The organism is Paraburkholderia sediminicola (genome assembly GCF_046026675.1).
GTDB lineage: Bacteria > Pseudomonadota > Gammaproteobacteria > Burkholderiales > Burkholderiaceae > Paraburkholderia > Paraburkholderia sediminicola_F.
Genome location: NZ_JAQQEY010000002.1, coordinates 1,659,354 through 1,677,850, shown reverse-complemented (window position 1 = coordinate 1,677,850; position 18,497 = coordinate 1,659,354). Strand labels below are relative to the sequence as shown.

Annotated in this window: 16 protein-coding genes and 1 pseudogene; 11 read left to right on the top strand and 6 right to left on the bottom strand. The window is 60.2% G+C overall.

Annotated elements, in window-relative coordinates; translation table 11 throughout:
• Positions 1-28: 28 nt before the first annotated feature.
• The 3 genes from PQQ86_RS27190 to PQQ86_RS27180 form a co-directional block, all read right to left on the bottom strand.
• A complete protein-coding gene (locus tag PQQ86_RS27190) occupies positions 29-754 on the bottom strand; it encodes a haloacid dehalogenase type II (RefSeq protein ID WP_408273976.1) in 726 nt (241 codons plus the stop codon).
• A 284-nt stretch (positions 755-1,038) separates the two neighbouring features.
• Positions 1,039-2,160, bottom strand: a complete 1,122-nt coding sequence (locus tag PQQ86_RS27185) for a branched-chain amino acid ABC transporter substrate-binding protein (RefSeq protein ID WP_408273973.1) — start codon at positions 2,158-2,160, stop codon at positions 1,039-1,041.
• Positions 2,161-2,471: 311 nt separating this feature from the next.
• Positions 2,472-3,842 (bottom strand): D-amino acid dehydrogenase, encoded by a 1,371-nt coding sequence (locus PQQ86_RS27180; RefSeq protein WP_408273970.1) that lies wholly within the window; start codon positions 3,840-3,842, stop codon positions 2,472-2,474.
• 420 nt (positions 3,843-4,262) lie between these two features.
• Between PQQ86_RS27180 and PQQ86_RS27175 the strand changes: the two genes are divergently transcribed.
• From PQQ86_RS27175 to PQQ86_RS27165, 3 genes are all read left to right on the top strand, one after another.
• Entirely contained in the window at positions 4,263-4,625 is a 363-nt protein-coding gene (locus PQQ86_RS27175; protein WP_408273968.1) for a RidA family protein, read from the top strand.
• A gap of 83 nt (positions 4,626-4,708) precedes the next feature.
• Positions 4,709-5,617, top strand: a complete 909-nt coding sequence (locus PQQ86_RS27170; protein WP_408273965.1) for an NAD(P)-dependent oxidoreductase — start codon at positions 4,709-4,711, stop codon at positions 5,615-5,617.
• Positions 5,618-5,630: 13 nt separating this feature from the next.
• Positions 5,631-6,053, top strand: a complete 423-nt coding sequence (locus PQQ86_RS27165; protein WP_408273962.1) for a hypothetical protein — start codon at positions 5,631-5,633, stop codon at positions 6,051-6,053.
• 1 nt (position 6,054) lies between these two features.
• Here the strand turns inward: PQQ86_RS27165 and PQQ86_RS27160 are convergent, their stop codons facing one another.
• A complete protein-coding gene (locus PQQ86_RS27160) occupies positions 6,055-6,936 on the bottom strand; it encodes a LysR family transcriptional regulator (protein WP_093645091.1) in 882 nt (293 codons plus the stop codon).
• 269 nt (positions 6,937-7,205) lie between these two features.
• Between PQQ86_RS27160 and PQQ86_RS27155 the strand changes: the two genes are divergently transcribed.
• Genes PQQ86_RS27155 through PQQ86_RS27135 form a run of 5 tightly spaced genes read left to right on the top strand, consistent with a single transcriptional unit; the run spans position 7,206 to position 12,757 of the window.
• A complete protein-coding gene (locus tag PQQ86_RS27155) occupies positions 7,206-8,336 on the top strand; it encodes a porin (RefSeq protein WP_408273959.1) in 1,131 nt (376 codons plus the stop codon).
• A gap of 32 nt (positions 8,337-8,368) precedes the next feature.
• Positions 8,369-8,587 (top strand): DUF3311 domain-containing protein, encoded by a 219-nt coding sequence (locus tag PQQ86_RS27150; protein WP_408273957.1) that lies wholly within the window; start codon positions 8,369-8,371, stop codon positions 8,585-8,587.
• A complete protein-coding gene (locus PQQ86_RS27145) occupies positions 8,584-10,062 on the top strand; it encodes a sodium:solute symporter family protein (RefSeq protein WP_408273955.1) in 1,479 nt (492 codons plus the stop codon). The genes PQQ86_RS27150 and PQQ86_RS27145 overlap by 4 nt, the downstream gene beginning before the upstream one ends.
• A gap of 5 nt (positions 10,063-10,067) precedes the next feature.
• Complete coding sequence (locus tag PQQ86_RS27140) at positions 10,068-11,264, top strand: amidohydrolase family protein (RefSeq protein ID WP_408279370.1); 1,197 nt, start codon at positions 10,068-10,070, stop codon at positions 11,262-11,264.
• Positions 11,265-11,305: 41 nt separating this feature from the next.
• Positions 11,306-12,757, top strand: a complete 1,452-nt coding sequence (locus PQQ86_RS27135; protein ID WP_408273952.1) for an amidohydrolase family protein — start codon at positions 11,306-11,308, stop codon at positions 12,755-12,757.
• Between the two features lie 85 nt (positions 12,758-12,842).
• On the opposite strand, the gene PQQ86_RS27130 is transcribed toward PQQ86_RS27135, so the two are convergent.
• A complete protein-coding gene (locus PQQ86_RS27130) occupies positions 12,843-14,060 on the bottom strand; it encodes an amidohydrolase family protein (RefSeq protein WP_408273949.1) in 1,218 nt (405 codons plus the stop codon).
• A gap of 167 nt (positions 14,061-14,227) precedes the next feature.
• Here PQQ86_RS27130 and PQQ86_RS27125 point away from each other — a divergent pair.
• A pseudogene (locus PQQ86_RS27125) lies at positions 14,228-14,386 on the top strand (5-oxoproline transporter, DUF979 family subunit); the annotation flags it as partial.
• 36 nt (positions 14,387-14,422) lie between these two features.
• Complete coding sequence (locus PQQ86_RS27120; RefSeq protein WP_408273946.1) at positions 14,423-15,433, top strand: DUF2891 domain-containing protein; 1,011 nt, start codon at positions 14,423-14,425, stop codon at positions 15,431-15,433.
• Between the two features lie 30 nt (positions 15,434-15,463).
• Here the strand turns inward: PQQ86_RS27120 and PQQ86_RS27115 are convergent, their stop codons facing one another.
• Positions 15,464-15,889, bottom strand: coding sequence for a PRC-barrel domain-containing protein (locus PQQ86_RS27115; protein WP_054041262.1), 426 nt, complete (start codon positions 15,887-15,889; stop codon positions 15,464-15,466).
• A gap of 219 nt (positions 15,890-16,108) precedes the next feature.
• Between PQQ86_RS27115 and PQQ86_RS27110 the strand changes: the two genes are divergently transcribed.
• Positions 16,109-18,475 carry a DNA polymerase II gene (locus PQQ86_RS27110; RefSeq protein WP_408273943.1) on the top strand — a complete coding sequence of 789 codons (2,367 nt, stop codon included), beginning with the start codon at positions 16,109-16,111 and terminating at the stop codon, positions 18,473-18,475.
• Positions 18,476-18,497 lie beyond the last annotated feature (22 nt).

The following is an 18,497-nucleotide window of genomic DNA, read 5'->3' as shown; positions in this document are numbered from 1 at the left end:
CACTAAGGCCGGTAAATTTGTCGACTACTTACTTCTGCAGCAGCGCTTCCTGGTGAGCCTTCGCGAATTCGGCCATGCTATTGAAACGGAAGTTCACAGTGGGTTGCTCACCGGGGTTCATCGTCGCACCGAAACCGGTTTGCGAATGGCGGCGATAGATCCAGCACGATGCAAGCCCGAACGCATTCGCGGGCTTGTGGTCGTGGAACAGACTCTCGGCGGTGTGGAGGATCTTCTCCTTCCGGATGCCACGGTCGCCCAGCTTGTCCAGCATGTACTCGAAGTTCCGCGGCGAAGGTTTATAGGAACCGACGTCCTCTGCGGTGATGATCGCGTCGAATTCGACCTGAAGCTTCGCGTTGCTGTACGTGAAGCTGTCATTGTCGATGTTCGACAGGATGACCAGCTTGTAGTACTTCTTCAGATACTGCAGCGCGTTCGCCGAGTCCTTAAATGCCGGCCAATTGCGTACGGACTTGCCGTAGGCGAGGCACTCCTCGTACGTGAAAGGCACCTGCCATTCCTCGGCGAGTCGCTTGTACACGATCGGCAGCAGTTCCTGGTAACGCTTCGCCGGCGTGTAGGCCTGCTGCGACGACTCATGACGTGCGTGTGCTTCAAGAACCTGATCCCGCGTCAGCGGCGGGTTGACGCGTTCGAGCAGAGGACGCAACCCCTCGAAAATGCCCGTTTCCCAGTCGATGAGCGTGCCGTAGCAGTCGAAAGCCAGTGTATCGAAGTCGGTCAGTTTCATAGTAACTCCTCCTGTTGGTTGGTGAGCTAGACATAGTCTATTGGGCACGCCCAGCAACCGTTACTTATGTTGCCCACCGCATCGGCAATCTCTGTTGCTCGTCCGCACACCATCAGCAGAATCTGCTGCTGGCCTCTGCATGGCATGTTAGCAAAAGGCGACCGCTGAATACCTTACTGCAGGTACCACCTGGTTGTCGGGGAGCCGACACGAACGGGACCTTCGCGCCGCTCCTCCACCGGAACCCGTCAATCGCTTATCCCGCCCGGTATCGCGGGATAACCCTATTGCCGGATCTGGTTCAACTTCCCGTCAGCAATCTTGTACAGCGTAACCGGCGCGTTAGCCCATTCTCCCGAAGCATCGAAGCGGACCGCCCCGACCAGGGTCGAGAACGTGTCTTTCTTCAACAAGGGGACAAACTTCTCGGGATCAGTTGAGTTAGCCCGCTTCATGGCATCGCTCACAAGTATGGTCGCCGAATAGAAGGCGGGCGAATAGATGTCAGGTTTGCTGCCAAACTCCTTGGTATAGCGAGCGGCGAATTCGGGCCCCTTCTCCAGTTGCTCCAGCGGCAAACCACCCTGGGCGCAATAGCCTCGCCCGTCAAGCGCTCCTCCGGCAAGCTTGGGAAGCTCGACAGAGCAGATTCCGTCACCGCCAAGAATCGGAACGGTCAGCGCAAGTTGGCGGGATTGACGGCCGACAGTCGCTGCTTGAGCGTAGTAACCGCCATAAAAGATCACGTCAGGTTTCGTGGCTTTGATCTTGTTCAGGATCGCGGTGAAGTCAACTGACTTGTCCGTCGCGAACTCGCGAGTCGTTATCGACATCCCCAGTTTCTTCGCGGTCTCCACGAAGACGTCGGCCACACCGGCACCATAAGCCGTGCGATCGTCAATCACAGCGACTTTGTCAGCCTTGAGTTCTTTCCGGGCGAATTCCGCCATCCGGGCACCCATGACGTTATCGTTGGCCGCCAGGCGAAATACGTATGGAAGGCCAGCCGCCGTGACCGCTGGATTGGAGGCGGCCCCAGTGATCACAGGGATGCGCGCATTGTTGTAGATTTGGTCGGCGGGAATCATCACACCAGAGTTGTAATGGCCGATCACTGCCTTTACACCAGAATCCACAAGTTTTTGCGCAATTGACATTCCTGTCTTCGGATCTGCCTGATCATCTTCCGAGATCAGTTCAAACTTAACGAGTTGTCCGTTAATCTTCAGATTTGATGCATTCAGATCGTCGATCGCCAACCTTACGCCACGCTCATTGTCCTTCCCGAAGAGTGCCTGCGCACCGGTAAGTGGACCGGCCACGCCGATCTTAACCACCTCGGCGTGAACAACGATAGCGGAAAAAAACACGGACAATGCAAATGCGGATTTGAATTGCGTTTTCATTCGTTACCTCATGGATGGGAAACTGGCTCGTGCGTCTCATTCGATGGTGAAGTCGACACGGCATCGTCCAGCGATTCCGAGCATAGGTAGCCAAATTCGACGAACCATCCTGCTCAACGTACGAAAACGCAAGGATCTTTCACTGCTCTTTACGTTAATGTCCGCCTGTAGGCGTAAGTACGAAGATTGGCGCACCCGGATGACCGGACCGGTTCTATCTCGCGTGCGCGCAACACAGTGCTCGACACGCAGAGGCTCATGGGGTTGTTGCATCGGCCGAAGCAACGGGCAACGGGCGACCGCCGTACTCGTCAGTTCCGCAAGACCATCTCGCGAATGTCGATGGCGGGCTTTCGTCCTGCGACTAGGTCAGCAGTTATCCGGCCGCTGCCGCATGCCATTGTCCAACCCATGGACCCCTGCCCCGTGTTGAGAATCAGGTTCCGGTATTTCGCCGAGCCGAATCGGGTATTGCCGTCAGGCGTAGCGGGTCTCAATCCGGCCCAGTATTTCGCCTTTGAATAATTTCCGATGGTCGGATACAGACTCTTCGCCGCCTGAGTCATATGCCGGAAATCACTCGCCGCGTGCGATGTGTCGTAGCCTACAAATTGCGCCGTCGCGGTGAGCCGAAGCTTGTCGCCGAGACAGGAGAACGCCAGGAGGTTGTCTTCATCTAGTCCGCCAATCACGGGCGCCTGGTCCAGATTCTCGATAGGGACGGTCATGGAGTAGCCCTTCACCGGAAAGACGTCTAGCTTAATACCATGCGGCCTGAGCAAAAGCGGAGAGTAGGAACCCATTGCAACGACAAACTTTTCCGCCACGATCGGGCCGCGAGACGTTTCGACCGAAACGACGCGATCGCTCGCCACGTTGAGACCTTTAACGTCGGTGTTATAGAGAAACTTGACGCCCCGTCCCTCGAGTGCCTTCGCCAACTCGACCGTGAACAGTCTGGCATCCCCGGTGCCATCGCTGGGTACGTAGACAGCGCCGACGAACTCGTTCTTGACCGGTTCGAGCGACGGCTCGATAGCTGCGACCTCAGTCGGATTGACGATCCTGATCGGAAGACCGTTGTTTTCGAGTACGCGCATCTGCTCGACACCGTGCTTCATCGTCGACTCATTGCGATAGATGTACAGCAGTCCCCGATCGGTATGGTGGAACTGCAGCTTCGCGTCGTCGACGACTTCGCCCATAAGCGACTGCGAATAGGACGCGAGTCTCAGACGCGACGCGGCGTGACGGTCGGCGCGGTTACGTGGACATTCGAGCAGGAACTTGAAAAGCCACGCCCACATGCGTGGCGAAAACTTGAGGCTCAATCGCAACGCCTGGTCATCGCGTATGAGGGATTTGAGCAGAATTCCCGGCGCTGCGGGGGAAGCCCACGGATACGAGTGTCCGAGGCAAATGAGACTACCGTTCGCATGGCTGGTTTCGTTCGCCGCTACAGGCTGTCGGTCGACCACCGTGACGTCGAAGCCGTCCTTATTCAAATAGTAGGCGCAGAGTACGCCCGAGAGTCCCGCTCCTAGTACAACGACTTTCATCAGTTTCTTCCACGTAGTTTGCAGGCAAAAAGCGGCACCAGTTGTAGTGAAGCCTCGGTCGTCCAGGAATGGTGTTCCCACAATCGACTTTGCCGTGGCGTGAATGCTGAGGTGCTCTGCCACCGCGACTCGATCGTAGCGAGGTGCCGCGGCAAAAAGTATCGAAATTGCGTGGTATATCGCTAGAAAATGCCGGGCAAGTCCAGCTCAGGTAGACAGGGGGCGGCCGAGCCAATGCACAAAATAAAATACTGCAAATAGGGCAAATTTAGCGCGGGCTGCGCCACAAGTAACCTGAGTTCGGTATTGGCTGCCGTGTGAGTCCAATACACTGAAACTCGCCTCTTGCAACCGCACACGGCCTGCCAAACCTTTAACGCGGCGATGTACTCCGTCGACATATCGGATCGAAATATCAACGGAGCTGATGAAGGCCATTGTGAGAGCTTGCACGGAGGAATGAAGGGGTACGGGGGCAATGGCCTTCCTCGGCTCCAGTGCCGTGTGGAAGCGACACGCACCATGTCAACTTGAGAGGAAACGATGACGATTCAACGAACGGAAACATCCAGGCGCATGAGCCAGGCTGTACGCGCGGGCAATACGATTTATATCGCGGGCCAATTGGCGTACGACAATCAGTTCGCCGATGCAAAGACCCAGACCACGGAGATTCTGGATCGCATCGACCGGCTGCTCGCAGTTCACGGCGCGAATCGGGAAAATCTGGTGTCTGCTACCGTATGGCTCAGCGATATTCGCTATTTCCATGAGATCAACGAGGTCTGGGATGCATGGGTTCCTGAAGGCCATGCACCTAGCCGCGCCTGTGTTGAATCGAAGATCGCCTTCGATGGTTACAAGATCGAAATCCAGGCAATAGCCTATCTGTCATCCGACGCGTGATCGCAACGGCGAGGGCAACGGCAGGTACTCGCGGTTGCGCCGATTAGTCACCGTATTCATTCGAAAGCGGGCAACCAACAGCAATGAGAACGATTTTCGTAGACTGCACCCCGGAGCTGTATGAAGCGATCTCCCGACGACGCCTGCCGGTTCCCGCAGGTCTGGAATTTCACGTGGGCAGTCCTGATGGCGAAGAGATGCTGCAGTTGTGCCGAGGTGCAGATGTGGTCCTGGTCGAACACAGTTTCGTTCCAGATGCCCTGTTTCGTGAAAACACCGGGCTTCGCGAAATTGTGTTCATGGGTACCGGAGCGAGTTCATACATTAACCTGACGGCCGCAGAAAGTGCTGATGTTCCTGTATCGACCGTCTCGCGCTATGGTGACCGGGCCGTGGCCGAACATACAGTCGCCCTGATGTTTGCGGGGGCAAGACAGATTGCCAGAATGGATCGCGATGTACGTGGTGGAATCTGGATGCCATTGTCGGGCCAGCAGCTCCACGAGCGCAAGCTTGCGGTGCTTGGTCTTGGTGGCGTAGGGACAGCCGTGGCCGAACTTGGGCAAGCACTTGGTATGGATGTGTATGGATGGAGTGCTACTGCCCGTTCAGCTCCCTTCTTTGAACCCGATCTACGAAAAGCGCTTCAATCGGCGGACGTGGTCTCCATCCATCTGGCTCTTACGAAGGAAACGCAGGGATTGTTGACTGAGGAATTGTTGCATCTTCCCAGCAGAGGATTTCTACTCGTTAACACCGCTCGTGCGGCGCTGGTCGACAGGAAAGCGATGATCGCGGCACTTGACTCCGGGCAAATGGGCCACGCCGCTCTGGACGTATTTGACGCAGAGCCATTGCCACGCGACGACACGCTTGCAAGACGATCTAACACAACCCTGACGTCACACGCAGCATATATGACGGAGGAGGCATATTGTTCGTTGTGGCGTAAGGCGCTCGATCATTTAAGGCGTATCGCCGCAGCCGACTAGGCCCGAAGGAGGAGTGACCTTCTTCGAATCTTGCACACACGGAAATGAGACCAGCCTTGGCATCGTCATCTTGCGAGTCGTTGAAATGAGTCAGTTTGAAAAAATCGTCTACGTATGCCGAGTGAGCGGTCAGCGCTTGCACGTTCGACATGAGGGTAACGCATTGTGGATGCGCCTCGGCGACGCAGCGCGGCTCTTTGGCAAGAGGCCCGCGCAACTCGAAAAGTCGCTAAAGTATTTGCGGCTCAATCGCGAAATTGACGAGGCCACCGATATCAAGGAAATGAACTCCGAACCAGCGACGGCCGACCTGTTACTCAATCACCGTGCAGTGATCTCGCTTGGGTACCACCTGAATTTCGGGCGCGTTCCTCCCTTCAGGGACTGGTGTTCCGAAACGCTGCAGGCACATCACCGGATTCTGGAGTTGTTCTAGCTCACCGCCGCTGCGGCCCAAACATACGCGACAACGCACGCGCGAGTTCCTTAACAGCGGCATCCGCCGTCGGACGATGCAGCAGCGCGATATCCATGGTCTCGATCGAAGGCAACCCGCTCTTCGATGTCAGCACCGCGTGATCCGCCAGCACCGCGCGCGCGGGCAGCAGACTGATACCGAGACCATCGGCAACGGCTGCCTGGATTCCGCTCAAACTCGAACTGATAAAGCTCATCCGCCAGCGGCGCCCGAGTCCTTCGATCGCGTTGGTCATGTCGTCACGGTATAACCCGCGCGGCGGAAACGCGACGATCGGAATCGGATCGAGGTGGATTGAAGGGTTCTTCGCACTGTCGATCCACCTCAATTGCTCCGGCCAGCACGCCACGGCCTCGCGGCTATTGCGCCGCTGCTTCACGAGAATCAGATCCAGATCGCCGCGATCGTAGCTATTGCTCAGGTCGCGGCTCAATCCGCTGGTCACTTCCAGCTTGACCTGCGGATGCTTGCGGTTGAACGCGGCGAGCATATGGGTTGTCGGCCCGCCGACGAAATCTTCCGGCACGCCCAGCCGGACCGTCAGCCCCACCGTCGCGCCCGACAGCGCTTCAATCATTTCATCGTTGAGAGCAAGCATGCGGCGCGCGTAGGCGAGCAAGGTTTCGCCGGCATCGGTCGGACTCACGTCGCGACTGCCCCGCTCGAGTAGCTTGTGCCCCGCCATATCCTCGAGACGCCGCACCTTCTGGCTGATGGTGGACTGCGTGGAATGAAGCCGTGCGGAAGCCGCTGTAAAGGTGCCGCAATCGGCCACCATGACGATGGCCTTCAGCAGATCCAAATCGAACAACGGGGTACGCGCTTTCGCGTTGGGTTTCATTGAGCCTCCAATCAGACGACGCAATGCCGGATAACGGCATACGTCTGATCAATGGTATTCGATTTTGCACTGATATGCATTTGAACATTTAATTTTTGAATATTGGGCGACGTGGATAACATCAAGCGATGTCGAAGCGGTGGCCACTCGACGGCCAGCTACTTAGCGTCGACATCAGACAAAAAACTCGAATGTGAGCGAAACGCGGCACGACGCCGCCATGCCGGCAGAAAAAAACACCACAACGAGACACATACCCGGAGACAGGCATGCAGCAAACGCAGTTGAAGAAAAGTTGGAGGAAGTCACTCGTAGGCATCGGCGCAGGCATGATGCTAGTGGGCACAGCAGGCGCGCAGTCCAGTGTCACGCTGTACGGAATCGTCGATTCGGGCGTGACCTACACGAACAACCAGCAAGGCCATTCGGCATGGCAGGCGACGGCCGGCAACGAATCCGGGCCGCGCTGGGGGATGCTCGGAACGGAAGATCTGGGTGGCGGGCTGAAGGCGAACTTCCGGCTGGAAAACGGTTTCAACCTCGAAAACGGCGCGGCCGGCCAGGGCGGCCGGATGTTCGGCCGGCAGGCATGGGTCGGCATGAGCAGCGACAAGATGGGCGCGCTGACCTTAGGCCGCCAGTACAACACCGTTCAGGACATCCTTGGATCAATTCAGATCAGCAACACGCTGGTCCAGTATTCGACCCACCCGTTCGACAACGACGACATCAACAATACGTTCCGCACCAACAACGCGGTCAAATACGTCTCGCCGACCATCGCCGGCTTGCAAACCAACCTGATGTACGGCTTTTCGAACGCAACCGGCTTCGCCGCGAACAATAGCTGGAGCGCGGGTGTGTCGTACACGCACGGCCCGCTCAATGCCGGTGCCGCGTACGCGCGTATGAACCAGCCCGCCAGCAGCGCGGCAGGCGCGGTCGCATCCGACAATTACTTTGCGCCTTCGGCCGCCGTATTCGGCACACATCTCGGCGCCGCGACGCGTCAACAGATCTGGGGCGCCGGTGCGACCTACGCCATCGGGCCCGCCACGCTGGGGCTGCTCTACACGGGCACGGACTTCAACATGGCGGCCGGTGGCGCCCTGCGCTTCGGCAACTACGAAGGAAGCCTACGCTACGCGCTGACGCCCGCACTGATCGCGGCCGCCGGTTACACCTACACACAGGTGTCACAAGGCGACGCCAGCGGACACTATCACCAGGCCTCGGCCGGTCTCCAGTACCTCCTGTCCAAACGCACCGACGTGTATGTGAACGGCCTCTACCAGAACGCCTCGTCGCGCATCGGTCATGCGTGGATCGACGGCATCGCAGCGCCATCGTCGACGACTTCACAACTGGCGTTCGTCGCCGGCCTGCGTCAGAAGTTCTGACAGGACACGCAAGACACCTCGGGAAGGACCCTATGAAACTTCGCTTTCTGCTTGCCACGCTGCCATTCATCGGCATCTATTCGGGCGGCTCTCTCGCCGCCGGTACGCCGCTCCTGTTCGGCCTGCCGTTTCTGCTCGTCTGGAACCTGTTCTGGATGGCTGCAACGGCCGCCATCCTCGCCATCATCTATTGCCTCGACACGCGCGACGAAGCGGCGCGCGCGGCCGAACAGACGGGAGGTGGGCAATGAACCCGGCCCTCGTCATCATCGTTCTGTTTGCCCTCTTCGCGCTGGCGGTCGGCCTGTACGCGCGGCGCGGCAAGACGTTCAGCCTGGAACAATGGGCCGTCGGCGGGCGCGGTTTCGGGTCGCTTCTCACCTTCCTGCTGATGGCGGGTGAGGCGTTCTCGACCTTCTCGTTTCTCGGCGCGAGCGGCTGGACCTACAGCAAGGGCGTGCCGGCGTTCTATATCCTGTCGTACGGCTGCCTCGCGTACGTGTTCGGTTACTGGATGCTGCCCGCCATCTGGCGTTATGCGAAGGAACGCGGCCTCGTGTCGTTCGCCGATTATTTCGCTTCGAAATACGACAGCCGCGCGATCGGCGTGCCGGTGTCGGTGGTGGCTGTCTTCGCGATGGTGTCGCTGCTGATCATCCAGTTACGCGGTCTCGGCATTATCGTCTCCGAGATGTCGTATGGCTTGATCTCGCAGGAAACAGCCATCTGGATCAGCGCGACGCTGATGGTCCTGTACATGAGCGTCTCCGGCATCCACGGTTCGGCCAGCATTGCGATCTTCAAGGATGTGCTGATCCTCGGCCTCGCGATTTTTCTCGGCACCTATTTGCCGCTGCACTACTTCGGCGGCTTTGGCGAGATGTTCGCGCGCATCGACGCCGTCCATCCGGAACTGCTGCGCATGCCGGAGCACGGTTTCAATCTGAGCTGGTACAACTCGACACTGCTGCTGACATCGCTGGGCTACTACTTGTATCCTCATGGTTTCACCGCCGTCTACGTGGCACGCGATGCGTCGGCGCTGCGCAAGAACACCATGCTGATGCCGATCTACCAGGTGTTGATCGCGTTCCTGTTTCTCGTCGGTTTCGCCGCGGTGCTGACCGTGCATGGGCTCGAAGGCGCGCAAACCGATCTCGCGCTGCTGCGGCTCGTGAAGCAGACTTTCCCGTCGTGGTTCGTCGGGATCGTCGGCGGCGCCGGTCTGCTGACGGCATTGGTGCCAGGCTCGCTGATCATGCTCAATGCGTCGACGATGATTGCCCGCAACATCTATCGCGAAGGCTTCGCGCCGCAGGCGAGCGACCGGCAAGTCGGGCGCGTCGCACGTATCGCGCTGCCGCTGTTCACGCTGGTTGTCGTCTACTTTGTTCTGCGTGGCGGGTCGAACTTCGTTGCTCTCGCAATCTTCTCGTCGAGCCTCTTGACGCAACTCGTACCCATGCTCGCCTCGAGTTTCCTGAAGCGCCCATTCGGCACCCGGGAAGCAGCGTTCGGCGGCATCTTCGCGGGTGCGATCGTGCTGGCGCTGGCGAACTGGCGCGGCATGACGCTGGCCACTGTTTTCCCGGCCGCGCCGATCGCCTTCACCTCCATCAACACGGGCCTCGTCGCGCTGTTCACCAATGCCGTGGTGTTCATCGCGATCAGCGCCGCGCAGCGCGCGCTGCGGACCCGTATCGCCACCTCCGTCGAATCGGCATGACCACCATGACTCGCTCCATTCTTCTCTCCAACGTCCGGCTGGCTGACGGCCAGGCGGTTTCCATAGTCATCGCCGACGGCCGCATCGCGGCGCTCGGTCCGCATGTCGAAGCACAACCCGGCGTGCTGGCCGAAGACGGCGGCGGCGCGTTGCTGCTGCCGGGTTTCGTCGAAGGGCACACGCACATCGACAAAAGCCACTGGGGCCGCTCGTGGTATCGCAACGAGGTCGGACCCGCACTAACCGACCGGATCAGCAACGAGCGCGAATGGCGCAAGACGTCGGGACACGATGCGGCCAGCCAGTCGCTCGCGCTGTCGCGAGCATTCGTGCGGGCAGGTACGACACGCCTGCGTACCCATGTCGACGTGGATACCGACGCGGGGCTGCGCTATGTCGAAGGCGTGCTCAGCACGCGGCAGACGATGCGCGATGTGCTGGACATGCAGATCGTGGCGTTTCCGCAATCGGGCATGTTGATCCGTCCCGGCACGGTCGAACTGCTCGGCAGCGCACTCGCCGCAGGCGCCGACGTACTCGGCGCGCTCGATCCTGCGTTGATCGACGGCGATCCCGTTGCATCGTTGAACGCGACCTTCGAGTTGGCGGAGCGCTATCGCAAGCCGATCGATATCCATCTGCACGAACCCGGTGAAGTCGGCGCGTTCACGCTGAAACTGCTGCTCGATCGCGTTGCCGCGATGGGCATGCAGGGGCAAGTCGTCGTCAGCCACGCATTTTGCCTCGGCGCATTACCGGAACGTGAACGCGACGCGCTGCTCGAACGGATTTCGTATTTACGTGTAGCGCTTCTGACCAGCGCGCCGCCATCTCGCCCCGTTCCGCCGCTCAAGGTCTGCAGGGACAAAGGCATCACGATCTTCGGTGGCAACGATGGCATTCGCGACACCTGGTCGCCATATGGCGTACCGGACATGCTAGAGCGCGCGATGCTGATCGGCATGCGCTACGACTTGCGGCGCGACGACGACCTCGCGATTGCCTTCGACTGCGTGAGCGACGCTGCCGCTCGAGGTTGCGGTTTCGCCGACTATGGCCTGCGTGTCGGTGCACGCGCCGACCTCGTGCTGGTCGATGCCGAGTGCGTCGCGCATGCCGTGGTTGCCCGGCCAAAGCGCAAGCTGGTCATCGCAAACGGACACATCGTCGTGCGCAACGGCGAGCTGGTCGACGCCGTGTGACCGCGCGTGAACACCTCACAAGACACAAGAAGAATTGGCATATGAACGATAAGCAACAGGTCGACATCCTGATCGAGCACGGCTGCGTGATCACAATCGATTCCGCACGCCGCGTCATCGAAGATGGCGCAGTGGCCATCAAGGGGGACCGCATCGTCGCCGTCGGCGAGACAAGCGAGCTTGCGCAGCAATACCAGGCAGACCGAGTAATCGACGCACGCCGCAAAGCGGTGCTGCCAGGCCTGATCGATGCACACGCCCATGCCGGGCACGCGATGCTCAGGACGATCGGCGGCGCAAACGGCGATGCCTGGTCGGCGGCGTGCGAGGCGATCTATACGCGCGCCTCGGACGAAACGTTCTGGGAAATGGAATCGCATCTTGCAGCGCTGGAGCGCCTCAAGGCGGGCGTGACGACGGGCGTATCGCTGCTCGGCGGCGGCGACTCGATCATGCGCGTCGACGACCCCGTGTATGCGCGGCGTCATTGCGACGCGGTGGTCAGAACGGGCACCCGCTCGATCGTCGCGGTTGGTCCGTCGCGGCCACCCGAACCGCGCGCTTACACCCGGCACGGCGCGAATGGCAACGTGACGCGCGAGGTCGATTTCGCGCAGATGTATGAGGTTTGCAAAGAGATCATCGACGCATGCCATGGCGATGCCAACGGCCGCATCCAGATTGCGCTGACGCTGCCTGTCTACGCCCCGCAGCACTATCCCGAACACGCTGCACACGAACCCAGCTTCCGCCTTCAGGCCGAGCGCTACACAGCGTTGGCCCACGAACGTGATCTAAGCCTGACGCAGGACGGACATCGCGCCGGTTCGCTCGATTTCGCGCATCGCGAGCTGGGACTGCTGAACGCGAAGTCGTTCATGTCGCACGCCATCGATCTCACTCCCGAGGACATTGCGGCGTGCGTCGAGACCGGCGCTTCGATCGTGCACAACCCGAGCGCGATCATGTCGATCATCGGACGTTGCCCGGTGCCGGAACTGATCGATGCCGGCGTGACGGTGGCAATCGGCTCGGATGGCGCGGCGCCCGACCGGGGCTACGACATGTTCCGCCACATGTGGCAATGCATGCATTACCACCGCCGTCATTTTCGCGACCCGGATGTCCTGCCGCACGGCAAGGTGCTCGAAATGGTCACGATCGACGCCGCCAAGGCGTTGTCGATCGACCACGAGCTCGGCTCGCTCGAAGTCGGCAAGCAGGCCGACATCATTCTGGTCGACCTGTTCAAGCCGCACCTTATGCCGATGAATATGCCCGTTCATCGCGTCACCTGCTTCGCGAATGCCGGCGACGTGTGCATGACGATGGTCGGCGGCAAAGTCCTGATGGAGGACTACCGGGTGCTGTCGGTCGATGAAGGGGACATCCTTGAGCGCGTGCAGGCGGCTGCCGATCGTGCGTTCGACCACGCAGGGCTGCGTCATCTGCTGGAAGCGCCGCCAACGCTGTGGCGACGTAGTCATTATTGAGGTTGGCGCGGCTTGTGGCGACGCAGGCCGCGCAGGCCGCGCTAGGCGCTAAGCACCGGCTCGGTGCCGGACAACAACCTCAACCTCAGGTGGCAGAGCCCAAGCCTGCCGTCGTGACCTTGAACAGCAAGCGGGACGAATCGCCCCAGAATTGCCCGCTTCTGACGATAGCCCGATCGGCCGGCACCGCAGCAACGGCAGCAGCAGCGTTCGGCGCTTTCACGACGACGAAGGTCGCCTCATTGCCGACCTTCAATCCGTAGCCGCTCTTCCCCACCACGGCAGCGCCCGCTTCCGTTGCCATGTGCAGCGCAACGCTCAGTTCTTCATCCGTATAAAAGCCGGAGCGATAACCAACAAGCATGGCTCGTTGCAACATGTCGCCGTTGCCATACGGCCACCACGCGTCCTGAATGTTGTCGTTACCGGTGAACACGCGCACACCGGCTGCGCGCAGTTGCAGGATCGGCGGGAACGAACGATCGCCCGGCGCATTCGTCATGATCGATACACCAGCTTCCGCAAGCGCGGCGGCGACACGATCCACCACCTCGGGTGCGACGTCGCCGAGCCCGTAGGCGTGGCTCACCGACACCCGTCCGTTCAACCCCGATGCAAGGGTACGCGCGGCAATGCGGTGCAGTTGATCGATCCCCTGCTGCTCCGGCTCATGGAGGTGAATATCGATTTTCACGCCGCGCTTTTCAGCAATGCCGAACACAATATCGAGCTGGCCATCAGCGTCGCCATCCAGCGTTGTCGGGTCGATTCCGCCCACCACCTGCGCGCCTTCACGGGCGGCCGCATCGAGCACCTCCGCTGTGCCCGGACACGACACGACGCCCGCCTGCGGGAACGCAACGAGTTCGATATCCACCACACCACGCCATTTCTCGCGCGCTTCCATCACGGCATGCAGGTTGGTCAGGCCCGTCGTCGCGTCGACGTCGACATGGCTTCGCATCGCAATGGTGCCGAACGATGCAGCCTGGCGGATCAGCGCGTCGGCGCGCTCGACAATAGGCGCGGCGCTTGCCAGTTCCTGCTTTTCGATAGCGAGACGCTCACGCAGGCTTGTGACATGACGATGAGGACGCCAGCGATCGCCAACGAAGCTTTTATCGAGGTGAATATGTCCGTCGACGAACCCGGGCAACACCAGCTGCCCGGCCAGATCGACGACTTCCGCGCCGTCGATCGCGGGACGTTCCGGACCGATGGCGGCAAAGCACCCCTCACGCACGGCGAGATTGAGCGGGTTGCCGTCGGCGTCTACGGCATTGACGAATACGCGGTCGAACATGGTTCTGGCCTCTGCAAATCAGGACTCAAGCACTCATCCAGCGCGCCCTGATCGGGTTGCGTTCGTTGCGCCGCGTGGTCCTGTGGAATGGATCGTAGAACCATATCGGACCCCCGACACATCCACAAATTAAATGTTGGAATGGCCTGTATTCATTTTCTGGATAGATCTGCATACTGTGCGGCTTCTGCGGCACTTTGACGGCGCGAATAGCGCCGAACTTCAATATCGTGCCGGTCGCGTTGCTGGAACTGAAAGGCCAGAACGGCCTGATCCGGGCGCCGCGACCGGCTGCTTTACTATTGTCGGTCGTCAATATCATACTGTCGTACCTATTGCATTCCGCTTTTGAGGAGGCGCCGATGACTGTCCAGCTCACGCCCGAATTCGCGTCCCGATTCGCCAATCTCGCGCTCGCCCACCTCACGCGCGAGTATCCGAACAAGCTGACCCACTCGCTCGCCGGTCCGCAAGACGTGCAAGGTCCGCGCGCATTGCATCCGATCTTTTACGGCAGCTACGACTGGCATTCATGCGTGCACGGCTACTGGCTGATCCTGCATCTGCTCGACCGCTTTCCCGATCTACCTGAAGCAGCGCGCATCGTCGCGGTGGTCGACGAGCATTTCACCGAAGCGAATGTGGCCGGTGAGCTTGCGTATCTCGACCTGCCGCACAATCGCGGTTTCGAGCGTCCGTATGGATGGGCATGGCTGCTCGCGCTGAGCGCACAACTTCATTCGCTGAAGTTGTCGGACGCCGCGCGCTGGTCCAGGATCTTTGCGCCGCTTACCGCGACCTTTGTGAGCCGCTTCGAGGAATTTCTGCCGAAAGCGACCTACCCGTTGCGGGTCGGCACGCACTTCAATATGGCATTCGCACTTGCGCTCACGCTCGATTTCGCGCGGCAGACTTCGCGTGAATCGCTGGAGGCGCTGCTGGTGAATACGGCGGAGCGATGGTTCCTGAACGATGTCGCCTGTCAGGCATGGGAGCCCGCCGGCGACGAGTTTTTGTCGCCTTCGCTGATGGAAGCGGAATTGATGCGCCGCGTGTTGCCGCCTGCGCAATTCGTTGAATGGTTCAGGCGCTTCCTGCCCGATCTCGGCGCGAAGAAGCCCGCCACGCTGTTCGAACCCGTCACCGTGACCGACCGTACCGACGGCAAGATCGCCCACCTGGATGGCCTGAATCTGAGCCGCGCATGGTGCCAGCGGTCGCTGGCGCGCGCACTGCCGGCTGGCGACGTGCGCCGGACGGCATTGTTCGATTCGGCCGAGCGGCATCTTCTAAGCGCCCTGCCGCATGTGGCGGGCGACTATATGGGCGAACACTGGCTGGGCACGTTCGCCACGCTCGCATTGGAAGCGTGATTCAGCCGGCGAATCCGCCGGCTTGACGCATTACTGGCCGGTCAGCTTTTTAGGCTTCGGCGGCGCCTGAACCTTGTTGTACTGAAACTCGGGCGTCGCCTTCAAGGCATCCTTGGTCGCACCGGCCAGATAGAAATTCCCGCCGCGAATATCCAGCGCAGCGATCGGCACCGCTACGTCATGCGATGCCACGCCGAGAAAACCGCCGGCGGAGACGATGGCGGCGGACAGCGAGCCGTCGGGAGCGACCACCAGATCGCGGATCGAACCGATCTTCTCGTTCTGGTCGTTATAGACCGCCTTGCCGAGAATGCTCTTCTTCACGCTCCAGCCGCTCAGCAGCGCATTGGACTGTTCGACCGTGACGCTCAAGGGTTGCGTGCCGGCGACTTGCGCCTGTGCACCAAAGCTGGTTGCAGCTACCGCGACCACGACAACAAGTTTGCTCAACGTCATATCGCTCACTCCGTTCTTAGTAGACTTGACCGGCGCATGGCCTGCGCCGAAGGAATCGCTGCAAAACGATGATACAGACTACGCGGCGGGTCTGCATCCAGACGTGTCGCGCGAACGAAACGACCACCCGTCGCCGCCACGAAAACGGCGGGGGGCGCGGCCCAAAGCGCATAACGGTAAAATCGAGCCAGGCGATGACGCCCGTTTAGAGGTGGAAGTTTGACTGAGCTTGAACAGGGTTTCATTTTGACCCGACACTGGCGGGATACGCCCGCCGGCACGGAGGTGGATTTCTGGCTGGCAACGGACGGCGGGCCCCGTCACGTGCGCCTGCGTCTCCAGCCTTCGGTGGCATTTATTCCGGCCGACCACCGCGAGCGGGCGGAAACCATCCTGCGCCGCGAAGCGCCCCTCGATCTGCGCCCGCTCGAACTGTGCGACTTCCAGCATCGTCCGGTGATGGGGCTTTACTGCCCGCAGTACCGGCAATTGACGGGCTTCGAGAAACGCCTGAAACAAGGCGGCGTCGATGTCTACGAAGCCGACATCTTCCCGCCCGAGCGCTACATGATGGAGCGCTTCATTACCGCGCCGGTGTGGTTCGCTGGCGACGCACAGCATGGCGGCCCGCTTCTGAACGGCGAATTGAAGCCGGCCACGAACTACCGCCCGTCATTGAAGCTGGTGTCGCTCGATATCGAAACCAGCGCGCATGCCGAACTCTATTCGATCGCACTCGAAGGTTGCGGGCAGCGTCAGGTCTATATGCTGGGGCCGCCGAACGGCGATGCCAGCGGTGTCGACTTCGACCTCGAATACTGCGAAACCCGCGCACATTTGCTCGAAAAACTGAACGCGTGGCTGGAACGGCACGACCCCGACGCGATCATCGGTTGGAACCTCGTGCAGTTCGATTTGCGTGTGCTGCAGCAGCACGCCGAACAATATCGCGTGCCGCTACGGCTCGGCCGTGGTGGCGCCGTCATGGAATGGCGCGAGCACGGCCACAAACAGAACCATTTCTTCGCGGGCGCTGCAGGACGATTGATCATCGACGGTATCGAAGCGCTGCGCTCCGCCACGTGGAGCTTCCCTTCGTTCAGCCTCGAATATGTTTCGCGCACGGTGTTGGGCGAAGGCAAGTCGATCGACAATCCGTATCAGCGCATGGATGAAATCCAGCGTCGCTTCGATGAGGACAAGCCTGCACTCGCGCGGTACAACCTGAAAGACTGCGAGCTGGTCACGCGTATCTTTGCTAAAACCGAGTTGCTGCCGTTTCTGCTGGAACGCGCGACGGTCACCGGCCTGCCTGCGGATCGAAGCGGCGGATCGGTCGCGGCGTTCACGCATCTGTATATGCCGCGGATGCATCGGCAAGGCTACGTCGCGCCGAATCTCGGTGACGTGGCCGGCGCCGCGAGCCCCGGTGGCTTCGTGATGGATTCACGGCCCGGCCTCTATGACTCCGTCCTGGTGCTCGACTACAAGAGCCTGTACCCGTCGATCATCCGCACGTTTCTGATCGACCCGGTGGGTCTCGTGGAAGGCATGCTGAATCCCGGCGACGATCAATCGGTACCGGGTTTTCTCGGCGCACGCTTCTCGCGCACCCGCCATTGTTTGCCGTCGATTGTCGGCCAGGTGTGGCAGGGGCGCGAAACCGCCAAGCGCGAGCACAACAAGCCGCTTTCGCAGGCGTTGAAGATCATCATGAACGCCTTCTACGGCGTGCTCGGATCCACCGGCTGCCGATTCTTCGACCCACGTCTCGCGTCGTCGATCACCATGCGCGGCCACGAAATCATGCACACCACGCGTGAGCTCATTCAGGCGCAAGGCTACGAGGTTATTTACGGCGACACGGATTCGACCTTCGTGTGGTTGAAGCACGCGCACAGTGAAGAAGAAGCGAGTCGCATCGGCCGGGCGCTTGTGGAACATATCAACGCGCAGTGGCGGCAGAATCTGCAAGAACGTTTCGGTCTCGAGAGCGCACTCGAGTTGCAATTCGAGCGGCACTACAAGCGCTTCTTCATGCCGACGATTCGCGGCGCCGAAGAAGGCAGCAAGAAACGCTATGCTGGGCTGACTCTTTTGCCGGACGGCAGCGAAGACATCGTCTACAAGGGGCTCGAAACGGTGCGGACCGATTGGACGCCGCTCGCCCAGCAGTTTCAGCAGGAGCTTTATGGGCGAATATTCAGGCAACAACCGTATCAGGACTATGTGCGTGACTACGTGCGCGATACGTTGGCAGGAAAACTGGACGATCAACTCGTGTATCGCAAGCGGCTGCGCCGCTCGCTCGGCGACTACGAGCGCAACGTGCCGCCGCACGTGCGCGCAGCCCGTGTGGCGGATGAGTTCAACCGGCAACAGGGGCGCCCGCTGCAATACCAGGACGGCGGCTGGATCAGCTACGTGATGACAACCGCCGGACCGGAACCGCTCGAAACATTGCGCTCGGCGATCGACTACGAACACTATCTGACACGGCAGTTGCAACCGGTCGCCGACGCGATACTGCCGCTATTGCGCGATGACTTTACGACTTTGGTATCGGGGCAGAGACAGTTGTTCTGATAGCAGCGTTGGCAAGCTTCGC

What these genes read in the sequence shown, in the direction of transcription:
- PQQ86_RS27150 (WP_408273957.1), top strand. Translation starts at nt 8,369, where the DNA reads ATGAAACTTCGCTTTCTGCTTGCCACGCTGCCATTCATCGGCATCTAT.
- PQQ86_RS27145 (WP_408273955.1), top strand. Translation starts at nt 8,584, where the DNA reads ATGAACCCGGCCCTCGTCATCATCGTTCTGTTTGCCCTCTTCGCGCTG.
- PQQ86_RS27160 (WP_093645091.1), bottom strand. Translation starts at nt 6,936, where the DNA reads ATGAAACCCAACGCGAAAGCGCGTACCCCGTTGTTCGATTTGGATCTG.
- PQQ86_RS27155 (WP_408273959.1), top strand. Translation starts at nt 7,206, where the DNA reads ATGCAGCAAACGCAGTTGAAGAAAAGTTGGAGGAAGTCACTCGTAGGC.
- PQQ86_RS27185 (WP_408273973.1), bottom strand. Translation starts at nt 2,160, where the DNA reads ATGAAAACGCAATTCAAATCCGCATTTGCATTGTCCGTGTTTTTTTCC.
- PQQ86_RS27175 (WP_408273968.1), top strand. Translation starts at nt 4,263, where the DNA reads ATGACGATTCAACGAACGGAAACATCCAGGCGCATGAGCCAGGCTGTA.
- PQQ86_RS27120 (WP_408273946.1), top strand. Translation starts at nt 14,423, where the DNA reads ATGACTGTCCAGCTCACGCCCGAATTCGCGTCCCGATTCGCCAATCTC.
- PQQ86_RS27115 (WP_054041262.1), bottom strand. Translation starts at nt 15,889, where the DNA reads ATGACGTTGAGCAAACTTGTTGTCGTGGTCGCGGTAGCTGCAACCAGC.
- PQQ86_RS27170 (WP_408273965.1), top strand. Translation starts at nt 4,709, where the DNA reads ATGAGAACGATTTTCGTAGACTGCACCCCGGAGCTGTATGAAGCGATC.
- PQQ86_RS27140 (WP_408279370.1), top strand. Translation starts at nt 10,068, where the DNA reads ATGACTCGCTCCATTCTTCTCTCCAACGTCCGGCTGGCTGACGGCCAG.
- PQQ86_RS27130 (WP_408273949.1), bottom strand. Translation starts at nt 14,060, where the DNA reads ATGTTCGACCGCGTATTCGTCAATGCCGTAGACGCCGACGGCAACCCG.
- PQQ86_RS27190 (WP_408273976.1), bottom strand. Translation starts at nt 754, where the DNA reads ATGAAACTGACCGACTTCGATACACTGGCTTTCGACTGCTACGGCACG.
- PQQ86_RS27135 (WP_408273952.1), top strand. Translation starts at nt 11,306, where the DNA reads ATGAACGATAAGCAACAGGTCGACATCCTGATCGAGCACGGCTGCGTG.